The sequence below is a fragment of the Planotetraspora kaengkrachanensis genome (assembly GCF_016862895.1).
GTDB classification, from domain to species: Bacteria; Actinomycetota; Actinomycetes; order Streptosporangiales; family Streptosporangiaceae; genus Planotetraspora; species Planotetraspora kaengkrachanensis.
Map to the genome: position 1 here is coordinate 1 of NZ_BONV01000048.1, position 22197 is coordinate 22197.

The 22197-nt window shown below is 70.1% G+C and carries 16 protein-coding genes; 6 read left to right on the top strand and 10 right to left on the bottom strand.

Annotated features, from left to right (window positions below; genetic code table 11):
• Nucleotides 1-463: 463 nt before the first annotated feature.
• The 9 genes from tyrS to argC all read right to left on the bottom strand — a co-directional run bounded on the left by tyrS (nucleotide 464) and on the right by argC (nucleotide 10234).
• A complete protein-coding gene (tyrS, locus tag Pka01_RS35710; RefSeq protein WP_203887476.1) occupies nucleotides 464-1729 on the bottom strand; it encodes a tyrosine--tRNA ligase in 1266 nt (421 codons plus the stop codon).
• Between the two features lie 155 nt (nucleotides 1730-1884).
• Nucleotides 1885-2583: a DNA-3-methyladenine glycosylase gene (locus Pka01_RS35715; RefSeq protein WP_203887407.1), complete on the bottom strand. Its 699-nt coding sequence runs from the start codon at nucleotides 2581-2583 to the stop codon at nucleotides 1885-1887.
• The gene (argH, locus tag Pka01_RS35720) at nucleotides 2565-4031 is read right to left on the bottom strand and encodes an argininosuccinate lyase (protein WP_203887408.1); all 1467 of its coding nucleotides are present in this window, start codon (nucleotides 4029-4031) and stop codon (nucleotides 2565-2567) included. Before argH ends, Pka01_RS35715 begins: the two co-directional genes overlap by 19 nt.
• Before the next feature lie 383 nt (nucleotides 4032-4414).
• Nucleotides 4415-4939, bottom strand: coding sequence for an arginine repressor (locus Pka01_RS35725; RefSeq protein WP_203887477.1), 525 nt, complete (start codon nucleotides 4937-4939; stop codon nucleotides 4415-4417).
• Nucleotides 4936-5883, bottom strand: a complete 948-nt coding sequence (argF, locus tag Pka01_RS35730; protein WP_203887409.1) for an ornithine carbamoyltransferase — start codon at nucleotides 5881-5883, stop codon at nucleotides 4936-4938. The genes Pka01_RS35725 and argF overlap by 4 nt, the downstream gene beginning before the upstream one ends.
• Nucleotides 5880-7067 carry an acetylornithine transaminase gene (locus tag Pka01_RS35735; RefSeq protein ID WP_203887410.1) on the bottom strand — a complete coding sequence of 396 codons (1188 nt, stop codon included), beginning with the start codon at nucleotides 7065-7067 and terminating at the stop codon, nucleotides 5880-5882. The genes argF and Pka01_RS35735 overlap by 4 nt, the downstream gene beginning before the upstream one ends.
• Nucleotides 7064-8017, bottom strand: coding sequence for an acetylglutamate kinase (gene argB / locus Pka01_RS35740; RefSeq protein ID WP_203887411.1), 954 nt, complete (start codon nucleotides 8015-8017; stop codon nucleotides 7064-7066). The genes Pka01_RS35735 and argB overlap by 4 nt, the downstream gene beginning before the upstream one ends.
• Entirely contained in the window at nucleotides 8014-9168 is a 1155-nt protein-coding gene (gene argJ / locus Pka01_RS35745) for a bifunctional glutamate N-acetyltransferase/amino-acid acetyltransferase ArgJ (protein ID WP_203887412.1), read from the bottom strand. The genes argB and argJ overlap by 4 nt, the downstream gene beginning before the upstream one ends.
• A gap of 46 nt (nucleotides 9169-9214) precedes the next feature.
• On the bottom strand, nucleotides 9215-10234 hold the full coding sequence (gene argC / locus Pka01_RS35750; protein WP_203887413.1) for an N-acetyl-gamma-glutamyl-phosphate reductase: 1020 nt from the start codon (nucleotides 10232-10234) through the stop codon (nucleotides 9215-9217).
• A 181-nt stretch (nucleotides 10235-10415) separates the two neighbouring features.
• Between argC and Pka01_RS35755 the strand changes: the two genes are divergently transcribed.
• The 5 genes from Pka01_RS35755 to Pka01_RS35775 all read left to right on the top strand — a co-directional run bounded on the left by Pka01_RS35755 (nucleotide 10416) and on the right by Pka01_RS35775 (nucleotide 17719).
• The gene (locus Pka01_RS35755; protein WP_203887414.1) at nucleotides 10416-12068 is read left to right on the top strand and encodes a class I adenylate-forming enzyme family protein; all 1653 of its coding nucleotides are present in this window, start codon (nucleotides 10416-10418) and stop codon (nucleotides 12066-12068) included.
• A gap of 172 nt (nucleotides 12069-12240) precedes the next feature.
• Nucleotides 12241-12606, top strand: a complete 366-nt coding sequence (locus tag Pka01_RS35760; RefSeq protein WP_203887415.1) for a nuclear transport factor 2 family protein — start codon at nucleotides 12241-12243, stop codon at nucleotides 12604-12606.
• Nucleotides 12607-12671: 65 nt separating this feature from the next.
• Complete coding sequence (locus tag Pka01_RS35765; protein ID WP_239115920.1) at nucleotides 12672-13979, top strand: MFS transporter; 1308 nt, start codon at nucleotides 12672-12674, stop codon at nucleotides 13977-13979.
• A gap of 65 nt (nucleotides 13980-14044) precedes the next feature.
• Nucleotides 14045-15358 carry an MFS transporter gene (locus tag Pka01_RS35770; RefSeq protein ID WP_239115922.1) on the top strand — a complete coding sequence of 438 codons (1314 nt, stop codon included), beginning with the start codon at nucleotides 14045-14047 and terminating at the stop codon, nucleotides 15356-15358.
• 159 nt (nucleotides 15359-15517) lie between these two features.
• Nucleotides 15518-17719, top strand: a complete 2202-nt coding sequence (locus Pka01_RS35775; RefSeq protein ID WP_203887416.1) for a LamG-like jellyroll fold domain-containing protein — start codon at nucleotides 15518-15520, stop codon at nucleotides 17717-17719.
• Nucleotides 17720-17776: 57 nt separating this feature from the next.
• Here Pka01_RS35775 and Pka01_RS35780 read toward each other — a convergent pair whose 3' ends face one another.
• A complete protein-coding gene (locus Pka01_RS35780) occupies nucleotides 17777-18727 on the bottom strand; it encodes a hypothetical protein (RefSeq protein WP_203887417.1) in 951 nt (316 codons plus the stop codon).
• Between the two features lie 284 nt (nucleotides 18728-19011).
• On the opposite strand from Pka01_RS35780, the gene Pka01_RS35785 reads away from it, so the two are divergent.
• A complete protein-coding gene (locus Pka01_RS35785) occupies nucleotides 19012-22188 on the top strand; it encodes a penicillin acylase family protein (RefSeq protein ID WP_203887418.1) in 3177 nt (1058 codons plus the stop codon).
• Nucleotides 22189-22197: the final 9 nt, after the last annotated feature.

A 22197-nucleotide genomic window follows, 5' to 3' on the forward strand; every position in this document is an offset into this window, starting at 1 on the left:
TTCCGCTTGTCCCATCCTCGAAGAGCCTGGCTCGACGGTGACCTACTCGGTCTCGCCGTACTTCGGCACCCTCTCAAGGAGGACCGCCCCGCTTCCGGGGCAACCATTCAAACTTACAGCGTCTCCCGCAACTTGTCAAAACCCGGAGGTTCCGCCGCATTACGATCAACCCGAGCTTGGCGATCAATCCGCACCCGGTTGCTTGTCTGAGTGGCTTGCCCTCTCGAGGTACGAGCCGCCTTGTCGGCGTCCCGTGTCCCTTGGGGCGAAGGAAACATTAGGCAACTCCCAGGCTTCCGTCAAATCACGGGCGGATGGCATGTTGTCGCAGGTCAGGAGCGTGATTTCGACCCGCGACACCCGGATGGCCATCAGACTGTTACCCCTGCCAAGAGGATTCTTGACCGCGAAAAAGGTGTCGCCCCGGGGCCGGTCGGCCCCGGGGCGACACCTGGCCCGCGGTTCAGACGACTTCGACGCCGCCGACGGTCCTCTTGCCACGGCGCAGCACGAGGTAACGGCCGTGAAGCAGGTCATCGGCCGACGGCACGTACTCCTCATCCGTGATCTTCACGTTGTTGAGGTACGCGCCACCCTCCTTGACCGCTCTGCGGGCCGCCGACTTGGACTCGACCAGGCCGCTTTCCCCCAGCAACTCGACGAAAGGCGCGCCCAGCGAGGTGACGGACGCCTTCGGGACCTCCGCGAGCGCGGATTCCAGCGTCTTCTCGTCGAGGTCGGACAACGATCCCTGGCCGAAGAGCGCCCGTGACGCCGCGACGACCCGCGCGAGTTCGTCGGCGCCGTGTACGAGGGTCGTCAGATCCTCGGCCAGCGCGCGCTGGGCCTCACGTGCGGCCGGCCGCTCCTTCGCTGACTGCTCGAGCTCAGCGATCTCTTCACGCGACCGGAAGGTGAACACCTTGAGGAAGCGCACCACATCGCGGTCGTCGGAGTTCAGCCAGTACTGGTAGAAGGCGTACGGCGAGGTCAGCGCCGGATCGAGCCACACGGCCCCGCCCGCCGTCTTGCCGAACTTCGTGCCGTCGGCCTTCGTGATCAGCTTGCCGGTCAGCGCGTGGACGTGGGCCCCTTCGACCCGGCGGATCAGGTCCACGCCCGCCGTGATGTTGCCCCACTGGTCGCTGCCACCGAGCTGCAGCGAGCACCCGTGCCGTCGGTACAGCTCCAGGTAGTCGTTGGCCTGGAGGATCTGGTAGCTGAACTCGGTGTAGCTGAGCCCTTCACCGCCCAGCCGCGCGGACACGGACTCCCTGGCCAGCATGCGGTTGACCGGGAAATGTTTGCCCACGTCGCGGAGGAACTCGATCGCCGACAGCTCGCCGGTCCAGTCGAGGTTGCTCACCAGCGTCGCCGCCGTCGGCCCCTCCTCGAATGAGAGGAATCTCTCGACCTGGACGCGGATCCGGGACAACCACTCGGCGACGATCTCCGTCGAGTTGAGCGTGCGTTCTGTGCTTCGCCCGCTCGGGTCGCCGATGAGCCCCGTCGCCCCGCCGACCAGGCCGATCGGCCGATGACCCGCCCGCTGGAACCGGGTGAGGATCAGCAGTGTGGCGAGGTTGCCCACGTGCAGCGACGGCGCCGTCGGGTCGAAGCCCGCATAGACCGTGATCGGCCCCTCGGACAGCGACGCGCGCAGCGCGTCGGCATCGGTGGTCTGCGCGATGATCTCGCGCCATTCCAGCTCGTCGAGGATGTCGGCGATCTCAGATGTCGGGATGAGATTGCCCGAAGATGCGGTCACGTTCCTGGCTCTCGCTCATCGATGGATGTACGGCACGGCGCCGCACTGGCTGCCTTTGATGTACGGCTCCGCTCGTACAAGCCTGCACGAGGCGAAACCCTATCGCCACTCATTACCTAGCCCGGCGGCCGCGTTCGCCTGCGCGGCGCGTGCGGCCGATAGGGCGACACGGTCGGGTCACCCTCGATCCAGAATCGCCACGGGGTCTCGGCTCCGGTGGACACACCCGTACGCGGCCCGGCGAGGATGAGCGCGGGATCCGGGGGTTCGCCGGCCAGCACGCCGATCGTCCCCCCGGAGCAGCAGTCGAGGCCGTTGTGCTCCCGTTCCAGCCCCAGGGCCACGGCGAGCCTCGCCGGTCCGCGGGCGAGGTCCCGGTCCGAGATCCGCTTCGTCCCGCCGCCGGATCCGCCGGCGGCGGCCGTACCCGGGGGGAAGCGCCTGGCCCGGGCGACCTCCGCTCCGGCGACCACCTCGCCCGCCCGCATCAGCACGGCGGAACCGACGCCTTCGGGCCGGCACACGAGATTGGCGCAGAAATGCATGCCGTACGTGAAGTAGACGTAGACATGCCCGGGCGGGCCGAACATGACGGCGTTCCTGGGGGTGAGCCCCCGATAGGTGTGCGCCGGAGGGTCCTGGCCGGGCTCGCCGTACGCCTCGACCTCGGTCAGCCGAACTGCCACGGGACCATGGACGATCACACGTCCGAGCAGGTCGGGCGCCACCTGCTCGGACGGGCGGTCGAAGAAGTCGCGGTCGAGCGCCGTCCCGGCGAGCGAAGACGACGGCCCGGTCAGCTGCCGCTCGCCCATGCCGCCTGGCCGTCGACGATCTCTCGCAGGCTGACGAGCTGGTCGCGCACCCGGTCGGGGGCCGTGCCGCCGAACGCGCTGCGCGCGGCGAGGGCGCCCTGGACGTTGAGCACGTCACGAACACCTGGCGTCCCGTCGGCCGAACCGGCGGGCTCCGCGGCGAAGTGCGGCGACACCTTGGCGAGCTCCTCGTCGGTGAGATCGCCGAGATCCTTGTCGTTGACCTGGCACCACACCACCAGGTGGCCGACCGCCTCGTGCGCGTCCCGGAAGGCGACGCCGCGCCGTACGAGCAGCTCGGCGAGGTCGGTCGCGAGCGCGAATCCCTCCGGGGCGCTGGCCGCGAGCTTGGCCGTGTTCACCCGCATCGTCGACACCATGCCCGACACCGCGGGGAGCACGAGGAGCAGGGTGTCGACGGCGTCGAACACGGGCTCCTTGTCCTCCTGCAGGTCGCGGTTATAGGTGAGCGGCAGGCCCTTCAAGGTCGTGAGCAGCGACATCAGCGACCCGATCAGCCGGCCGCTCTTGCCTCTGGCCAGCTCCGCGACGTCCGGGTTCTTCTTCTGCGGCATGATCGACGAGCCGGTGGAGTAGGCGTCGTCCACCTCGATCCACCTGAACTCCTGGGACGCCCACAGCACGATCTCCTCGCCGAGGCGCGAGAGGTGCACGCCGATCATGGCCGCGCAGAAGAGGAACTCGGCCGCGAAGTCGCGGTCGGCGACCGCGTCCATCGAGTTCGGCGCGGGGGCGTCGAAGCCGAGCTCGGCCGCGACCGCCGCGGGGTCGAGAGGCAGGGACGAGCCCGCCAGCGCGCCGGAGCCGAGGGGCGAAACGGCCGCCCGCCGGTCCCAGTCCCTCAGGCGGTCGACGTCCCGGGTCAGGGCGTGCACGTGGGCGAGCAACTGGTGGCCGAAGGACACCGGCTGCGCGTGCTGCAGGTGCGTCATGCCGGGCGCCGCGGTCGCCGCGTGCTCCTCGGCCTGGCTCATCAGCGCGGTCTCCAGCTCGACCAGCCGCGACACGATGGTCCGGACATGGTCGCGCAGGTAAAGCCGCAGGTCGGTGGCGACCTGGTCGTTGCGGCTGCGACCGGCGCGCAGCTTGCCGCCGAGCGAGCCGAGACGCTCGAGCAGCCCGCGCTCCAGAGCCGTGTGCACGTCCTCGTCGGCGACGGTCGGACGGAACTCGCCCCGCTTGCAGGCGCTCTCCAGCTCGTCGAGCGCACCGAGCATGCGCTCGAGCTCCTCCGCGGTCAGCAGCCCGGCACGGTTCAGGACGCGGGCGTGCGCGCGCGAGGCCAGCAGGTCGTACGGCGCGAGCCGCCAGTCGAACTGCACACTCACCGACAGGCGCGTGAGCGCGTCCGCGGGTCCCCCCTCGAACCTGCCGCCCCAGAGCCGCATCGGCTTGTTGTCCGCCACCGTGGTCCTCCTCGATTCCATCCTGCTGTGAGGGACCCGCATGCCGTACGGGCATTGCGGTCCCGGTATCGCCGCGGGCCGATCACTGCGGCGTGCACGGGCGCCTTCGCGTGCCGTACCTGCCGATAGTGACGCGTCGTGCGGCGTCGTGGCGCGTCAGGCCACGTCGGCTCATCCGCGACCTTAGCCGACGTATGCCCCCGTCCCACACGAGATCAGGGGCGTGCCGGAAAGTCTCAGTCCGCTCGGGCTTCCCGCGCGTCGGCGATCTTGCCGGGTAATGCGACCGTGCATGATCACCGACCGGGAAGTTCCAGGTCAGCGGGCATTTTCACGAATCTGTGCATGATCACACCCATGGGGGGCGGGGCAGGCAGGGCGGGGCGGGGCGGCGCGGGGGGTGATCATCCGTTCAGGCGGCGGGTGGTCAGGCTCAGCAGGGAGCCGGCCAGGGCGTCACCGCCTAAGGGGTCCCTGCTGATCACCAGGATCGTGTCGTCGCCCGCCACCGTGCCGAGGATCGACTCCCAGCCCGCATGGTCGATGGCCGACGCGAGGAACTGCGCCGCACCCGGCGGCGTACGGAGGATCACCAGGTTGGCGGACGCCTCCGCCGACACCAGGAGTTCCTCCGCGATCCTTCTCAGCCTGGCGTCCGGGTTCTCCGCCGAGCCGTTCACGTTGCCCGCCCGGTAGCGCGGGATCCGGCTGCCTCCCTCCCCCGGCAGGGCGTAGACCAGCGTCCCGTCGTCGGCCCGCAGCTTGAGCGCCCCCAGTTCGTCGAGGTCGCGCGACAACGTCGCCTGGGTCACCTCCACCCCGCTCTCCGCCAGGAGCTTGGCCAGCTCCGGCTGCGAGCGGACCTTGTGCCGGGTGAGCAGGTCGACGATGCGGGCGTGGCGCGCGGCCTTGGTCAGCGGAATGGTCACGACGACGCCCCGCTCCGCGACACCAGCCACTGCAGGAGCGCCTTCTGCGCGTGCAGCCGGTTCTCCGCCTGGTCCCACACCACGCTCCGCGGGCCGTCGATCACCTCGGCGGTGATCTCCAGGCCCCGGTAGGCCGGCAGGCAGTGCAGCACGATCGCGTCCGGCGCCGCCCCCGCCAGCAGCGCGGAGCCGACCTGGAACGGGCCGAACGCCGCGATCCGCTCCTCCTTGCCGTCCTGGCCCATGGACACCCAGGTGTCGGTCGCGACCACGTGGACGCCGTCGACGGCCGCCGCCGGGTCGCTCACCGCGGTGACCGAGCCGCCCGTCGACGCGGCGATCTCGGCGGCCCGGTCGAGGATCAGCGCGTCGGGCAGGTAACCGGGCGGCGCCCCGATCCGCACGTGCATCCCGGCGGTCGCCCCGCCGAGCAGGTAGGAGTGGGCCATGTTGTTGGCCCCGTCGCCCAGGTAGGCGAGAGTGACCCCGCGCAGCGCGCCCCGGTGCTCCCGGATCGTCTGCAGGTCGGCGAGGATCTGGCACGGGTGGAACTCGTCGGTCAGCGCGTTGACCACCGGGACGGCCGAGGCCGAGGCCATCTCCTCGATGCGCTCCTGGCCCGAGGTGCGCCAGACGATGGCCGCCACCTGGCGCGACAGCACCCGGGCGGTGTCCTCGATCGGCTCGCCCCTGCCCATCTGCGACGAGCCGCCATCGATGATCAGCGGGATGCCGCCCAGTTCGCCGATGCCGACCGCGAACGAGACGCGGGTCCGCGTCGACGGCTTGTCGAACAGCACCGCCACCGTCGCCGGTCCCTCGAACGGACGGTGGCCGTACCTGTCCTTCTTCATCGCCTCTGCGAGGTCGAGCACCTCGGCCTGCTCCGCGGGCGACAGGTCGTCGTCCCGCAGGAAGTGCCTGGGCCTTGCCTGGCTGTTCATCGGGCGGCCTCCAGAATGCCCGGGAGCGCGTCCAGGAAGGACTCGACCTCCGCCATGGTGATCACGAGTGGTGGCGCGAGCCGTACGGCGTCGGGCTGCAGGGCGTTGACCAGGAAGCCGGCCTCCTGCGCCGCCGCCTGGACCGTAGCCGAGCGGTCGGCGGTCAGCACGGCCGCCAGCCACAACCCGCGGCCACGCACCCCCGCGAGGAGCGGATGGTCGACGGCGGCGATGCCCTCCGCGAGCCTGCGGCCGACGGTCGTGACGTGCTCCAGCAGGCCGTCCCTTTCGATCGTCGCGAGCACCGCGAGCGCCGCCGCGCACGACACAGGATTGCCACCGAACGTCGACCCGTGGTCGCCCTTGTCGAAGATCGTTCCGGCCGGGCCGATCCCGACGCACGCCCCGATCGGCATGCCGCCGCCGAGGCCCTTGGCGAGAGTCAGGACGTCGGGGATGACGCCGTCCGCCTGATGGGCGAACCAGTGCCCGGTGCGCCCGATGGCCGACTGGATCTCGTCGGCGACCAGCAGTGCCCCGGTCGCCGAGCAGATCTCCCGGGCCGCGCGGAGGTAGCCGTCCGGGGGCGGCACCACCCCGGCCTCACCCTGCGTGGGCTCGAGGAAGACCGCGGCGCACTCCCCGGTGACCGCGTTCTTGAGCGCGTCCGCGTCGCCGTACGGCACGAACCTGACGTCGACGGGGAACGGGCCGAACTGGTCGCGGATCGCCGGCTTGCCGGTCAGCGACAGCGCGCCCATGGTCCGGCCGTGGAAGCCCATCTCGGCGGCGACGAAGTAGCTCTTCCCGTGGGCCTTGCCGTACTTGATGGCGAGCTTCAGCGCCGCCTCGTTGGCCTCGGTGCCGGAGTTGGCCAGGAACACGCGGGCGGGCGCGCGCAACAGGGCGGCCAGTCGTTCCGCGAGCTGGACCTCGGGCTCGTGCAGGAACAGGTTCGACGTGTGCGCCAGCGTCGCCACCTGCCGCGACACCGCCTCGACGAGGGCGGGGTGTCCGTGGCCGAGCGAGCTGACCGCGATGCCGCCGATCAGATCGAGGTAGCGCCTGCCGTCCACGTCCCACACCACACTGCCCTCGCCGCGCGCGATGGCGACGGGAGGCACACCGTAGTTGGGCATGAAGACCGATTCGAAGCGCTTGCGCAGCGCGTCGGAGTGGCTCACCGCGAATCCCTCCCCTCGAGCGCGTCGAGCGCTCCCGGGCCGGCGTCGGAGTCGGGGACGACCATGGTACCGATGCCCTCGTCCGTGAAGATCTCCAGCAGCAGTGCGTGCGGCACGCGCCCGTCGAGCACGTGGGCCTGGGGGACGCCGCCCTCGACGGCCGTGAGGCACGCCTCCATCTTGGGCACCATGCCGCTCGACAACGTCGGGAGGAGCTCGGCCAGGTCGGCCGCCTTGATCCGGCTGATCACCTCGTGCGCGGGAGCGTCCGGCCGCCAGTCGGCGTACAGCCCCTCGACGTCGGTCAGCACGATCAGCTTGCACGCCTTCAGCGCGACGGCGAGGGCGGCGGCGGCCGTGTCGGCGTTCACGTTGTAGACGCCGGTGCCGTCGGGACCGTCGTCACCGCGGGCGATCGACGACACGACCGGGATGCGCCCGTCGTCGAGCAGCGCCTGTACGGCTCCCGCGTCGACTTCGACGATCTCGCCCACCTGGCCGATGTCGATCTTCACTCCGTCGACGACGGCGTGCTTGCGCTCGGCGGTGAACAGGTGCGCGTCCTCCCCCGACATGCCGACGGCGAACGGGCCATGCCTGTTGATCAGGCCGACCACGTCCCGGTTGACCTGCCCGACGAGGACCATCCTGACGACCTGCATGGCCTCGGGGGTGGTGACCCGCAGCCCGGAGACGAAGTGACTGTCGATGCCCTGCAGGTCGAGCTGCGCCTGGATCTGGGGGCCGCCGCCGTGGACGATGACGGGCCGCAGCCCGGCGTACTTCAGGAACACGACGTCGTCGGCGAACTTCGCCCGCAGGTGCTCCTCGGTCATCGCGTTCCCGCCGTACTTGATGACGACGGTCGCGCCGTGGAAGCGCGCCAGCCAGGGCAGCGCCTCGATCAGCGTGTGCGCCTTGTCCAGGGCCCCGTTGGTTCTCACGTTCATGACGAGTACGCCGAGTTCTCGTGGACGTACGCCGCCGTGAGGTCCGTGGTGTGGACGGTCGCCGAGTGCGGCCCGGCGGACAGGTCGACGGTGATCGTCACGTCGCGCGGACGCAGGTCGACCTTGGACCGGTCGTCGCCGGCCGCGCCGCCGCGGCAGATCCAGATGCCGTTGATCGCCACGTTGAGCCGGTCGGGGTCGAACGCCGCGTCCGTGGTCCCGACGGCGCTGACGACCCGGCCCCAGTTGGGGTCCTCGCCGTGGATCGCGCACTTGAGCAGGTTCGACCGGGAGACCGCGCGGCCGACGGTCACGGCGTCCTCCTCGGACTCCGCGCCCACCACCTCGATCGCGATGGCCTTGCTCGCACCCTCGGCGTCGACCAGGAGCTGACGGGCGAGGTCGGCGCAGACCGTGGTGACCACCTTCTCGAAGCCCGCCAAGTCGGGCCGGACGCCGGAGGCGCCGCTGGCCAGCAGCAGCACGGTGTCGTTGGTCGACATGCATCCGTCGGAGTCGAGGCGGTCGAAGGTCACCGTGGTGGCGGCGCGCAGGACCCTGTCGAGGTCCTCGGAAGCGATGTCGGCGTCGGTGGTCAGCACGCAGAGCATGGTGGCCAGCGCGGGCGCGAGCATGCCCGCGCCCTTGGCCATGCCGCCGACCATGTAGCCGCCGTCCCCGCGACGGAAGGCGATCTTGCTGACGGTGTCGGTGGTCCTGATGGCGTCGGCCGCGGCCAGGCCTCCGTCGCGGGAGAGCTGGTCCGCCGCGGCGTCGACCCCGGACAGCAGCGCGTCCATGGGCAGCCGCTCACCGATCAGGCCGGTGGAGCACACGGCCACCTCGGCCGCGGAGTCGCCGATGACCTCGGCCACCTTCTCCGCCGTCGCGTGGGTGTCCTGGAAACCGAGCGGCCCGGTGCACGCGTTGGCTCCTCCGGAGTTCAGCACCACCGCTCCGACCCGGCCGCCGCTCAGGACCTGCGCCGACCAGAGCACCGGCGCGGCCTTGACACGGTTGCGGGTGAATACGCCCGCCGCCGCCCGCGACGGGCCGTCGTTGACCACCAGGGCCAGGTCGCGGTCGTCGCCGCGCTTGATGCCGGCGTCGACTCCCGCGGCGCGGAAGCCGAGAGGCGCGGTGACGCTCACGCGGGCTCTCCTCCTTCATGGATCGAGCTCATGGGGTGCATGGCGATCATGGGGCGACTCCGTTAAGGGGTAGACCGACTTCTTCCGCCAGGCCGAGGGCGAGGTTGACGCTCTGGATCGCGCCTCCCGCCGTGCCCTTGGTGAGGTTGTCGATGGCGACGACGGCGATCACCCGCCCCGCCCGCTCGTCGAGGGTGACCTGCAGTGCGGCCGTGTTGGCTCCCACCGTCATCGCGGTGGCGGGCCAGACCCCCTCGGGAAGCAGGCGCAGGAACGGCTCGTCCTTCACCGCCGCCTCGTACGCCTCCCGGAGCGCGGCGGCCGTGAGGCCGGGCGTGGCGGGAGCCGTACAGGTGGCCAGGATGCCGCGGCTCATCGGCGCGAGCGTGGGCGTGAAGGACACCCGCACCGGCCGGCCCGCGACCGCGGACAGGTTCTGCTCCATCTCGGGCGTGTGCCGGTGGACGCCGCCGACGCCGTACGCGCTCACCGATCCCGCCACCTCACTGGCCAGCAGGTGGACCTTGGGCGAGCGGCCCGCGCCGGACGTTCCGCTCGCGGCGACCACGACGACGTCGGGCTCGGCCAGCCCCGCGGCGAACGCCGGGAACAGCGCGAGCGAGACGGCGGTGGGGTAGCAGCCGGGGACGGCGATCCTGCGTGCGCCACGCAGCAGTTCTCGCTGCCCCGGCAGTTCGGGCAGGCCGTAGGGCCAGGTGCCGGCGTGCGTTCCGCCGTAGAACTCGGCCCAGTCGGCCGCGCGGGCGAGCCGGAAGTCCGCGCCGCAGTCGACCACCAGCGTGTTGTCGCCGAGCTCGGCGGCGACGGCCGCCGACTGCCCGTGCGGGAGGGCCAGGAAGACCACGTCGTGGCCGCTGAGCACCTCGGTCGTGGTGGGCTCGATGACCCGGTCCGCGAGAGCGGGCAGGTGGGGCTGATGCCGTCCGAGGCGGTCCCCCGCGCTCGACGCCGCGGTCAGCGCCCCGATCTCCAGAGGATGCCCGAGAAGCAGGCGGAGCAGCTCGCCCCCCGCGTATCCGCTCGCTCCGGCGATCGCCGCCCTCATCCGCTCCCCCTGCATGACTATGCGAACTAGCTCATGTTCTTGCCTGTTAGCGAGTATGCATCGAAGGGAATGAGCATGCAAGTCGAGTTCCAGAGTATGGACGGTTTCGGCCCTGGCCCCCGTACCGGCCGGTCGGTATTGTGACATTCCGGTTAACTACACCCCCCGGGAGCGCGCCAGCATGACAGCGATTGAACAGGTCCAGGCACAGCTCACGGCGCCGGGCCAGCTCTTCGAGATGGAAGAGATCCAGGTCGCCGGAAACACGATCCGTGCGTGGAAGCATGCACCGGCCACCTTCCGCGCGCTGCTGGAGACGAGCCGCTTCCACGGGGAGCAGACCTTCGTCGTCTACGAGGACGACCGGCTGACCTTCGAGGAGCACTTCCGCCTGGCCGCGACGCTGGCGAACCGGCTCGTGGACGACTACGGCATCCGCAAGGGCGACCGGGTCGCCATCGCCATGCGCAACTACCCCGAGTGGATCGTCGCCTTCTCCGCCACGCTCGCGGCGGGCGCCGTCGCCGTGCCGCTGAACGCCTGGTGGACCCGGCCGGAACTGGAATACGGCCTCAGCGACTCCGGGGCGAAGCTGCTGATCGCCGACGGCGAGCGCGCCGAACGCCTGTCCGGCTGCGAACTGCCGACGATCGTCGCCCGCGCCGACGACGCGAACTGGGCGAAGGTGATCGGCGAGGTCTCCCCCGGCGTGACGCTCCCCGACGTCGAGGTCGGCCCGGACGACCCGGCCACCATCTTCTACACCTCGGGGACCACGGGCAGGTCCAAGGGCGCCCTGGGCAGCCACCGGAACCTGGGCCAGGCCCCGATGACCGTCGCCTACGCGCTCATGAGCAGCGTCGCCCTCGCGGGCAAGGACCCGGCCGAGGCCGCCGCGGTGCGCCGCGTCACGCTCCTCACCGTCCCGCTGTTCCACACGACCGGCTGCTTCGCCGTACTCATGCCGACGTTCTTCACCGGCGGTCAGCTGGCGCTCATGTACAAGTGGGACCCGAAGCGCGCCCTCGAGCTGATCGAGCGCGAGAAGATCACCACCATGAGCGGCGTGCCGACGAACGCCTGGCAGCTCCTGTCCCACCCCGACTTCGGCAAGCACGACATCTCCTCGCTCACCGCGATCTCGTACGGCGGCGCGCCCGCGCCCCCCAAGCTGCTGGAGCGCATCACCGAGCTGCTCCCCAACCGCACGCCGGGCAACGGGTACGGCATGACCGAGACGACGGCGCTCGCGGTCTACAACAGCGGCCGCAACTACGTGGCCAAGCCGGAGAGCATCGGCCTGCCCGCCGCGGTCATCGACATCAAGGTCTGCGACCCGCAGGGCACGGAGGTGCCGGTCGGCGAGGTCGGGGAGCTGTGCATCCGCGGACCCATCGTGATCATGGGCTACTGGAACCGGCCGGACGCCACCGCCGAGACGTTCGTGAACGGCTGGCTCCACACGGGCGACCTCGCCCGCCTCGACGATGAGGGCTTCGTCTACATCGTCGACCGGGCCAAGGACATGGTCATCCGGGGCGGCGAGAACGTGTACTGCGCCGAGGTCGAGGCCGCCATGTTCGAGCATCCCGCCATCGACGACGCCGCCGTGATCGGCATTCCCGACGACGAGCTCGGCGAGCAGGTCGGCGCGGTGGTGCGGCTCAAGCCGGGCGCCTCCGCCTCGGCCGAGGAGCTGCAGTCGTTCCTGACCGATCGGATCGCGAAGTTCAAGGTGCCCGTGCGGATCTGGTTCCGCGAGACCGAGCTCCCGCGCAACCCGGGAGGCAAGATCCTCAAGACCCACCTCCGCAGGGAGACGCTCGGGCTCTGACGTCCGCTCGACCGCGGGTGGCCCCGGCAGGCCAGGGCCACCGCCGGGCGCCCCCACGGCGGGCGTGACCGGCGCGCGGAGGAGCCATTACCTGCGGCGTAATCGACCGCCTTCGCGGGCTCATGTCACATTTCCGTTGTCGCACCTGGACAACGGATGAAGGAGCCCCAAAATGACCGACTTCAACGCCGTGGCCGAGCGGTACATCGCGGCCTGGAACGAGACGGACGCCGACGCCCGCGCCAAGGCGGTCGCCGGCCTGTGGACCGAGGACGCCGTCCTCACCGACCCGCTGACCACCGTCACCGGGCACGACGGCATCGACGCCGTGATCGCCGGTGCGCAGCAGATGTTCCCCGGCTTCGTGTTCACGCTCGGCGGCAAGGTGGACGGCCACCACGACATCGCCAGGTTCACCTGGCATCTCGGCCCTCAGGATGCTGCCGAGCCGGTCGTGACCGGCTTCGACGTGATCGTGATCGCCGACGACGGCAGGATCAGCAACGTGCACGGGTTCCTCGACAAGGTCCCCGCCTGACGTGCGGCGACGCGGCGGGAAACCTGTTTGCCCCTGACCTGGGGCGTCGATCACAATGAGCGTTCGTGCCGGAACCTCCTCCACGAACGCTCAGGGCCCTCGCCCGCCGCCTGCGACTGGACCTGACTCCGCTCCGGGGGTCACGGGACTTCCGTCTCCTGCTCGGGTCCAGCCTGATCACGATGATCGGCTCGGTCGTCACGATGGTGGCCGTGCCGTACCAGATGAAGCAGCTCACCGGGTCCTACGTCGCGGTCGGACTGGTCGGCCTCGCCGAGTTCGTCCCCATGGTGGTGTGCGGGCTGTGGGGCGGCGCGATCGCCGACGCGCTCGATCGGCGCAGAATCGTCATCTCCTCGGAGGTCGGGCTCTGCCTGACCTCCGTTCTGCTTCTGGTCAACGCGCTACTGCCCGAGCCGCAGGCATGGGTGCTCTATGTCGTGGGAGCCCTCGCCGCCGGGTTCGCCAGCGTCAGAGGCCCCAGCGAGCAGGCCCTCATCAACCGGGTGCTCCCACTCGACCAGATGACCGCCGCTTTCGCCATCCAGGGCCTGGTCCGGAACACCGCGATGATCGCCGGGCCCGCCGCGGGCGGGATCGTGGTGGCCTCGTTCGGTCCCGCCACGTCGTACGGCATCGACGTCGTGACCTTCCTGATCTCCCTGGTCCTGCTGGTCAGGGTCCGCACCGTCGCCAGGTCCGGCGAGGCAACCCCCGCGTCGCTGCGCTCGATGGCCGAGGGCGTCCGGTACGCGCTGCGCCGTCCCGACCTGATGGGCACCTACCTCGTCGACATCGGCGCGATGGCCTTCGCCTTCTCGAACGCGCTCTTCCCCTTCCTCGTCGACGACCTCAACGCTCCGAAGGCCCTCGGCCTGCTGTACGCGGCGGGCGGCGTGGGCTCCGTCGTGGCCTCGCTGACCTCCGGCTGGACCAACCACGTGCACCGGCACGGCCTCGCCGTCATTCTCTCCGCCACCGCATGGGGCGTGGCGGTGGCGATCGCGTCCGTGATGCCCAACGTGTGGCTGGTCTTCCTCTTCCTCGCGATCGCCGGCGGGGCCGACATGGTGAGCGGCCTGTTCCGGGGCACGATCTGGAACCAGACGATCCCTGACGCCTATCGCGGGCGGCTGGCCGGGATCGAGCTGCTGTCGTACTCGACGGGGCCGATGCTCGGCGACGCCAGGGCGGGCTTCATGGCCCAGCTCGGCGGGACGCGCTTCTCGCTCGGTGCGGGCGGGCTGCTCTGCGTGGGCGTAGTCGCCCTGATGGCCACGGCCTTGCCGAGATTCCGCGGCTACGACGCGCGCACCGACGAGCACGCCCTCGCCGAACGGGCCCGGCGCGCGGGGGCGCCCGCCACCGCCTGACGTCACGGCCGGGCACAGGCGGCCTGGTTTGCCCCTCGCTTTCCACGTCGCCAAAATGGACGATCGTGTCGGAAACACCTGAACGGTCGCTCAGAGCCCTCGCCCGCCGGATGCGCCTGGATCTGAGCCCGCTCCGGGACTCCAGGGACTTCCGCCTGCTCCTCGGGGCCAACCTGGTCACCCAGATCGGCACGCTCATCACGATGGTGGCCGTGCCGTTCCAGATGAAGGAGCTCACCGGCTCTTATCTCGCGGTGGGGCTGGTGAGCCTGGCCGAGTTCGTCCCCATGGTGATCTGCGGACTGTGGGGCGGGGCCATCGCCGACGCACTGGATCGGCGCAAGATCGTGATCGTCTCGGAGGTCGGGCTCTGCCTGACCTCCGTTCTTTTGCTGGTCAACGCGCTGCTGCCCGCGCCGCAGGCGTGGGTCCTCTACGTGGTCGGCGCCCTCGCGGCCGGATTCGGCAGCGTGCGGGAGCCCAGCGAGCAGGCGCTCATCAACCGGGTGCTCCGGCTCGACCAGATGAGTGCGGGATTCGCGATCCAGGGGGTGATCGGAAACACGGCGATGATCGCGGGCCCCGCGGCGGGCGGCCTGATCGTCTCATCGTTCGGGCCCGCCACGTCGTACGCCATCGACGTGGTGACGTTCGTGCTTTCACTGGTGCTGCTCGTCCGGGTGCGCCCGGTCAGCCGCCTGGACGAGGCCACCCCGGCCTCGCTCCGATCGATGGTCGAGGGAGTGCGGTACGCGCTGAAGCGGGCCGACCTGATGGGCACCTATCTCGTCGACATCGCCGCCATGGCGTTCGCGAGCTCCAACGCGCTGTACCCCTTCCTGGCGGACGATCTGCGCGCGCCGAAGGCTCTCGGCCTGCTGTACGCGGCCGGCGGCGTGGGCTCGGTGGTCGCGTCGCTCACCTCGGGCTGGACCAGCCACGTCCACCGGCACGGCCGCGCGGTCATCATGGCCGCGACGGGCTGGGGCGCCGCGGTGGTGGTCGCGGCCTTCATGCCGAACGTCTGGCTGGTCTTCCTGTTCCTGGCGATCGCCGGCGGCGCCGACATGGTCAGCGGGCTCTTCCGTCACACGATCTGGAACCAGACCATCCCCGACGAGTACCGCGGGCGACTGGCCGGCATCGAGGTGCTCTCCTACTCGTCGGGACCGATGCTCGGCGACGCCCGGGCCGGCTTCATGGCCCAGTTGGGCGGCACGCGCTTCTCGCTGGGAGCCGGCGGAGTCCTCTGCGTGGGCGCGGTCGCGCTGATGGCGACCCTCCTGCCGAAGTTCCGCGCCTACGACGCGCGCACCGACGAGTACGCGCTCGCCGAACGGGCCCGGCGCCGACGAACCCGCCACCGCCTGATCGCCTGAAGGGGCGTCGTCCCCGGCTGAGTGCGTCGCCTGACCGGATCAGGACACCGGACACCCCCAACCTTCCGCCGCGAGGCCGAGTCCAATCAAAGACGGCACGACCGTCGAAGCAGGTTCGTCTGCCTATGGGGGCGTCAGTTGAACGTGTCACATCGTGCCATGGCCGCCATCACCGGCCTCCTGATCGTCTGTCCGCTACTCACGATTCCCGCGACGGCGCACGCGTCCGCCGCGAAGTCCGGTCTCGTCGCCGCGTTCGGCATGGACGAGGCCCAAGGCACCAAGGTCGGCGACGCGTCGCCGAAACGCAACGACGGCCGGGCGACCACGACGACCTGGGTGCGGGGCAAGTACGGGGCCGGTCTGTCGTTCGACGGCTCAAGCTCGGTCCGCGTGAAGGACTCGGCGAGCCTCCGGTTGTCGTCGGAGATGACTCTGGAGGCCTGGGTCAACCCGGCCACGACGAGCGGGTGGCGCACGGTGCTGCTGAAGGAGCAGGACCGGGGCATCGCCTACGGGCTGTTCTCCAGCGATGACAGCGGCGTTCCCGCCGCCGGCTTGCGCACGGGAAGCTACCGGGAGGTGAGATCGACCGGCTTCCTCGGCGAGGGTGGCTGGACCCACCTCGCCTCGACCTACGACGGCAAGAGACTCCGGCTGTACATCAACGGCGTGCTGTCTCGGCAGACGTCTGTCACCGGCGACATCCGATCCCGCGGCGGTGATCTCACGATCGGCGGCACGAGCGTCTGGGGCGGAGGCTCCTTCGAGGGGACTCTCGACGAAGTGCGGATCTACAACAAGGCTCTGACCGCGGCCCAGATCCAGACCGACATGAACACCCCGATCAACCCGAGCCGGCCGCCCTCCGGCCCCTCCGGGCTAGAGGCGACGGTGCACTACTCCTTCGTCTCGCTCGACTGGCAACCCCCGATCTTCGGTGGCGACGCCTCGAGTTATGAGATCCATCGCTCGGCGACCCCGGGATTCACCCCGTCCGACGACACCTGGATCGGCACCACCACGATCCCGTACGCGACCCGCTTCCGCGACGAGGGCCAGCCTGCCGGCGTCTACTACTACCGGGTCGTCGCCCTCGAAGGCGGCTCCCCGGTCGGCCCGCCGTCGAACGAGGTGTCGGCCACGGTCGAAACGCCCGGCGACCCCCCGTCCGCTCCCGGCACGCTCACAGCGGGCGGTCGGTCCGACTGGGCTCGGCTCACGTACGGCCCCGCCACCGCCGCATGGGGCATCAGCCACTACCAGTTGCACCGCTCGACGACCCCGGGATTCACTCCGTCTCCGCGGACCCGGATCGCGGACATCAATCCCTTGGTCTACGAGGACTACGGACTCGCCGACGGGGTCTACTACTACCGGATCATCCCCGTGGACTACGCCGGGCAGGTCGGTCAGCCGTCGAACGAGGCCTCGGCCAGAGTGCCCGACCAGCCGCCCACCGCTCCGACGCTCACCGTTCAGGCAGGCGCGGGCAGAGCGGAGCTCTCCTGGACGGCGGCGTCGGATGACGACGGGGTTACCGCCTACCGGGTCTGGCGGGGAATCGAACTGCTCGGCACGGTGACGGCGCGCACCTACGTCGACATCGGCCTTTCCGCCGGCAGGTACTCCTACTCGGTCGAGGCGGTGGACACTGCCGGCCAGCCGGGAGAGATGTCGAACGTGGGGTTCGCCGAGGTGACGCAGTGCCCGCCCGCTGCCTGCCTGGTCGCCGCCTATGGCTTCGACGAGGGCGCAGGCACGACCTTCGCCGACGGCTCCGGCTCCGGGAACGACGGCACGACGACCGGCACCACGTGGGCCGACGGCAGGTTCGGCAAGGCGCTGTCCTTCTCGGCGGACACCGCCGACGCGGTCGTGCCGGACTCACCGACGGTGCGCCTCGACACGGGCATGACCCTGGAGGCATGGGTCTATCCGACAGAGATCACGTCGGAGCACTCGATCGTGTTCAAGGGAGACCAGCAGAGATCCTCCTACGGACTGTCCGCCTCTGACATCGGCAACGACGAGGTTCCGACAGGCCCGTCCGTGCGCTTCAACGATTACCGGATCATCGTCTCCCCGACGGCCCTCCCCGCGAACGCCTGGAGTCATGTGGCGGCGACATTCGCCGACGGCACCGTCCGGATCTACGTGAACGGCGTCGAGGTCGCGCAGGAAGGCGACCTGCCGACCTCCTTCGTCCAGGAGACGGGCCCGCTCACGATCGGCCGCAACGAGCAATTCGGGCAGCACTACAAGGGCCTGATCGACGAGATCCGCATCTACAGCACCCCCCTCACCGCGGAGCAGATCCAGGCCGACATGAACACCCCTGTCGGCGCACCACCCCGTTGACCCTCCTCGTACGGCTCCCGCCCCCGCTGCGGGAGCCGTACGGGATCGGCCCCGGGGTCAGCGGGGAGCGAGCCGCGTGGCCTCCTGGTTCAGGCGATCGTCGCCGTCCGCCTGAAGCAGCCCGTTGTTCACGGAGGGCCTGCAGAATTCCTGGACCATGACGGCCGCCGGAGGCCCGTCGGCGTAGCCGAACACGAGACGGAGGATGACGCCGGGATCGTCGCCCTTGGTCTGCTGGCAGCTGTTGTCGCTCGGGCGGGCGTCCAGGTCGTTCAACTTGCTCGCCAACGGCCCGGCGACGTCGGTTCCGTACTCGGTCCGGAGCGCCTGTCCCCCCTGCGGGTCGAGCCGGCAGACCACGACCGATGTGGGCTCGTCGGGGACCATTCGCTCGTTCTGCCCCCGGCGTCCCATCCACGACTCGCACAGGTCCTTGCCGTCGGCCTGCGGGGTTCCCTGACGGTAGGCGGCGGTGATGCGGTCGCCCACATACGAGCGGCTGCTGGCGGTGCCGTTCGTCGTCGTCACGCAGTGGTTGACCTCTTCGGCGGTGCCCACCCAGAGCGACCGTCCGTCGGCGTAGGTGAACCGGATGAGGTAGTTCGTCATGGGTCCGCCCATGGCCGTGCACGCGCCGTCCGACGAGCCGACCGGCAGGTACCCGAGGTCTCGGCCCAATTGGCCGGCCGTTTCCGTCAGCGTCCGCGTCCCGGCCAGTTGCTCGCCGCCCGGGTTCGTGTTGTTTCCGGGATACGCGCAGATCATGGCCTCGACGGGAGCGCCCGGCACGAGCGATTCGCCCGCTCCGGCGACGCCCGGGGGCGCGGGCACCCAGCCCCCGATCTGCCCACCCCATCGTTTCGGGCACGGCTTCGGTGCGGCGGGCGCCGCCCCGGTCGATTCCGTCGCGGAGCGCGCGGGCGTCTGCGGGACGGCGCGGGAGGGCGGTTCCACCTGCCCGCACGCAGTCAGGACGAGCGCGACGCCGAGGAGCACGAATAGCCTCATGCACCCAACACGCCGTGGCCTCCCGCCGGGTTCAGCCGTGCCGCGATATGTGTCCGATCGGAAAGGTCTTCGTGACACTACGACCGCAACCACGGCGGTCGGGTTTCCTGCCTGCCATCAGTCACAGACGCCCTTCACTACCCCATTGCCCCATTGGTTACCACCGAGTATCGTCCCGAAGTGAGCCCAGCTCATGTTCGCGCGCGTGAACAGTGTCGCCAAGATGTCGCCAGATGTCCCCTGACGTCCCTTCACCCCCCGACCACGCGAAGGGTAGTTCCCGCATGCACGCGCGCCTTCGACGGGCGATCACGGCCGCCGCCGCGTTCGCCCTGCTCGCCGTCGGCCTCCCGGCCCTCCCAGCCTCGGCGGCCCCGACGTTTCCCCCGGACGACTACTGCCTCGGCCAGTGCGCCGACATCCTGCCTCCCGGCCAGAACGGCAACGCCACCCTCATCGAGATCATCGGCAACCAGGGCTTCGGCACCTTCCCCACCCACAGCACCGACCAGCTGAACAAGTACGCCGGCCTGATCTCCGGCTACACCGGGCTGACCGACGACCAGATCACGAACTTCTTCAACGACAGCTCGTTCGGCGTGCCCGCCGGTCAGGTGGAGAGCACGATCAGCCCGCGGTCCGACGTCACGATCGTCCGGGACAAGGCGACCGGTGTCCCGCACATCACCGGCACGACCCGGGCGGGCACGATGTTCGGCGCAGGCTACGCCGGCGCCCAGGACCGCCTGTGGCTGATGGACCTGATGCGCCACGTCGGCCGGGGAGAGCTGACCCCCTTCGCCGGCGGCGCGGCGGGCAACAGGGACCTTGAGCAGAGCGTCTGGCGCAACTCCCCGTATACGGAGGCCGACCTCGAGGCGCAGGTCGACAGGCTCAGGAGCGAGGGCCCCCGGGGCGCGCAGCTCTACACCGACGTCCAGAGCTACATCGCCGGGATCAACGCGTACATCGACTACTGCATGGCCAACAGGAACTGCCCCGGTGAGTACGTGGTGACCGGCCACCTCGACGCGATCACGAACGCGGGCGGGCCCGTCGACTTCAAGATGACCGACCTGGTCGCGATCGCGGGTGTGATCGGCGGGCTGTTCGGCGGGGGCGGCGGGGCCGAGATGCAGTCGGCCCTGGTGCGGGTCGCGGCCCGGGCCAAGTACGGCACGGCCGCCGGCGACCAGGCCTGGCAGGCCTTCCGCGAGCAGAACGACCCGGAGACCGTCCTGACCCTGCACGACGGGCAGAGCTTCCCGTCCGGAGCCGCCCCCGCCGGGGCGCCCGGGGTCGTGCTGCCCGACGCCACGACCGCGCCCGTCGACATCACCGAAAACGAGAAGGGCACGGCCACCTCGTCCACCACGGCCGCGAAGAGCGCCCTCACCGGCCTGACCGTCGACAACAGCAAGCCGAGCATGTCGAACGCCGTCGTCGTCTCGGCGGACAAGTCGGCGAACGGCCACCCGATCGCCGTCTTCGGCCCGCAGACCGGTTACTTCGCACCGCAACTGCTCATGCTGGAGGAACTGTCCGGCCCCGGCATCCGGGCACGCGGCGCCGCCTTCTCCGGACTGAGCCTCTACGTCCTGCTCGGCCGCGGCACCGACTACGCGTGGAGCGCCACCTCGAGCCTGCAGGACATCACCGACACCTACGCCGTCACGCTGTGCGACCCGAACGGCGGGACCCCCACGACGTCGTCGGACCACTACCTCTACCACGGCACCTGCACGGCCATGGAGACGCTGAAGAAGACGAACTCCTGGAAGCCGAGCACGGCCGACGCCACCGAGGCGGGCTCCTACGACCTCGTGATCAAACGGACCAAGTACGGCCTGGTGAGCTGGCGCGGCACGGTGGGCGGCGTGCCCACGGCCTTCACGACGCTGCGCTCGACCTACCAGCACGAGGCCGACTCCGCGATCGGCTTCCAGATGTTCAACGATCCCGACGAGATGGGATCGCCCGCCGCCTTCCACAATTCCGCGTCGTCGATCGGCTTCGCGTTCAACTGGTTCTATGTGAACTCGAACGACACCGCGTACTTCATGTCCGGGAACAACCCGGTGAGGTCGGCCGTGTCCGACCCCAACCTGCCCATGACGGCCGACGCCGCACATGAATGGGAAGGGTTCGATTCCGCCACGAACGCCGCCGCCTACGCGCCGCCGAGCACCCACCCCCAGGCGGTCAACCAGGACTACTTCGTCAGCTGGAACAACAAGCAGGCCAAGGACTACGGCTCAGCGGACGGCAACTTCAGCTTCGGGTCCGTCCACCGCGGGGACCTGCTGGACGCCCCGGTGAAGGCCGCCCTGTCGTCCGGGACCCTCGACCGCAGCGGCACCGTGAAGATCATGGCCTCCGCCGCGACCACCGATCTGCGCGGCCTCAATGTCCTGCCCAACCTGCTCCGCGTACTGAAGAGTTCAGCGGTGACCGACCCGACGCTCGCGTCGGCGGTGTCGAAGCTGTCGTCGTGGGCGTCCGCAGGGGCCAAGCGGGTGGAGACCTCCCCCGGCAGCAAGACCTACGCGAACGCGGACGCCATCCGCATCTTCGACGCGTGGTGGCCGAAGCTCGTGCGGGCCCAGTTCAAGCCGGGCCTGGGCGACGGTCTCTACCAGTCCCTCGTCAACGCGCTGCAGATCAACGAGTCGCCGTCCGGACTGCAACAGGGTGACGTCTCCTCGTTGCCCGGCTCGGCCAACGAGGCGCAGCCCCACAAGGGCTCCTCGTTCCAGTACGGCTGGTGGGGCTACGTCGACAAGGACCTGCGCAACGTGCTCGGCGACCCGGTGGCCGGTCCCCTGCCGGCCAAGTTCTGCGGCGACACGGTGGCGGCCTGCCGTACGGTCCTGCTGAACAGCCTGACCGCGGCGCTGGCCGAGCGGGCGACCACCACCTACCCCGGAGACGCGTCCTGCGCCGCGGGCAACCAGTGGTGCGCCGACGCCATCCAGCAGTCGCCGCTGGGCGGAGTGAAGCACCCGCTGATCACGTGGCAGAACCGGCCGACCTACCAGCAGGTGGTCTCGTTCCCCGCTCACCGCGGGGACTCGGTCGCCAACCTGGCGGCGGGCGCGACGGCCACCGCGAACGGCACCCAGAGCCCGAACACGCCGGCGAAGGCCATCGACGGCGACCCGTCCACCCGATGGGCGAGTGAGTGGGTGGACAACCAGTACATCCAGGTGGATCTCGGCTCCGTCAAGAGCGTGGGAAGGGCGATCCTCCGCTGGGAGACTGCCTACGCCTCGTCCTACCGGATCGAGACGTCGACCGACGGCGCCACCTGGACCCCGGCCTACTCGACGACCAGCGGGAACGGCGGCACCGACAACGTGTCGTTCACTCCGGTCGACGCCAGATACGTCCGGATGCAAGGCGTCAAACGCGGCACCACCTACGGCTACTCCCTCTGGGACCTGGAGCTCTACGCCAAATGACCGACCAGT

Excerpts from the sequence above, each read along its gene's own strand:
- Pka01_RS35715 (WP_203887407.1), bottom strand. The coding sequence starts at position 2,583 with ATGGGCGAGCGGCAGCTGACCGGGCCGTCGTCTTCGCTCGCCGGGACG.
- argH (WP_203887408.1), bottom strand. The coding sequence starts at position 4,031 with ATGGAATCGAGGAGGACCACGGTGGCGGACAACAAGCCGATGCGGCTC.
- argF (WP_203887409.1), bottom strand. The coding sequence starts at position 5,883 with ATGAACAGCCAGGCAAGGCCCAGGCACTTCCTGCGGGACGACGACCTG.
- argB (WP_203887411.1), bottom strand. The coding sequence starts at position 8,017 with ATGAACGTGAGAACCAACGGGGCCCTGGACAAGGCGCACACGCTGATC.
- argC (WP_203887413.1), bottom strand. The coding sequence starts at position 10,234 with ATGAGGGCGGCGATCGCCGGAGCGAGCGGATACGCGGGGGGCGAGCTG.
- Pka01_RS35755 (WP_203887414.1), top strand. The coding sequence starts at position 10,416 with ATGACAGCGATTGAACAGGTCCAGGCACAGCTCACGGCGCCGGGCCAG.
- Pka01_RS35760 (WP_203887415.1), top strand. The coding sequence starts at position 12,241 with ATGACCGACTTCAACGCCGTGGCCGAGCGGTACATCGCGGCCTGGAAC.
- Pka01_RS35775 (WP_203887416.1), top strand. The coding sequence starts at position 15,518 with ATGGCCGCCATCACCGGCCTCCTGATCGTCTGTCCGCTACTCACGATT.
- Pka01_RS35780 (WP_203887417.1), bottom strand. The coding sequence starts at position 18,727 with ATGAGGCTATTCGTGCTCCTCGGCGTCGCGCTCGTCCTGACTGCGTGC.
- Pka01_RS35785 (WP_203887418.1), top strand. The coding sequence starts at position 19,012 with ATGCACGCGCGCCTTCGACGGGCGATCACGGCCGCCGCCGCGTTCGCC.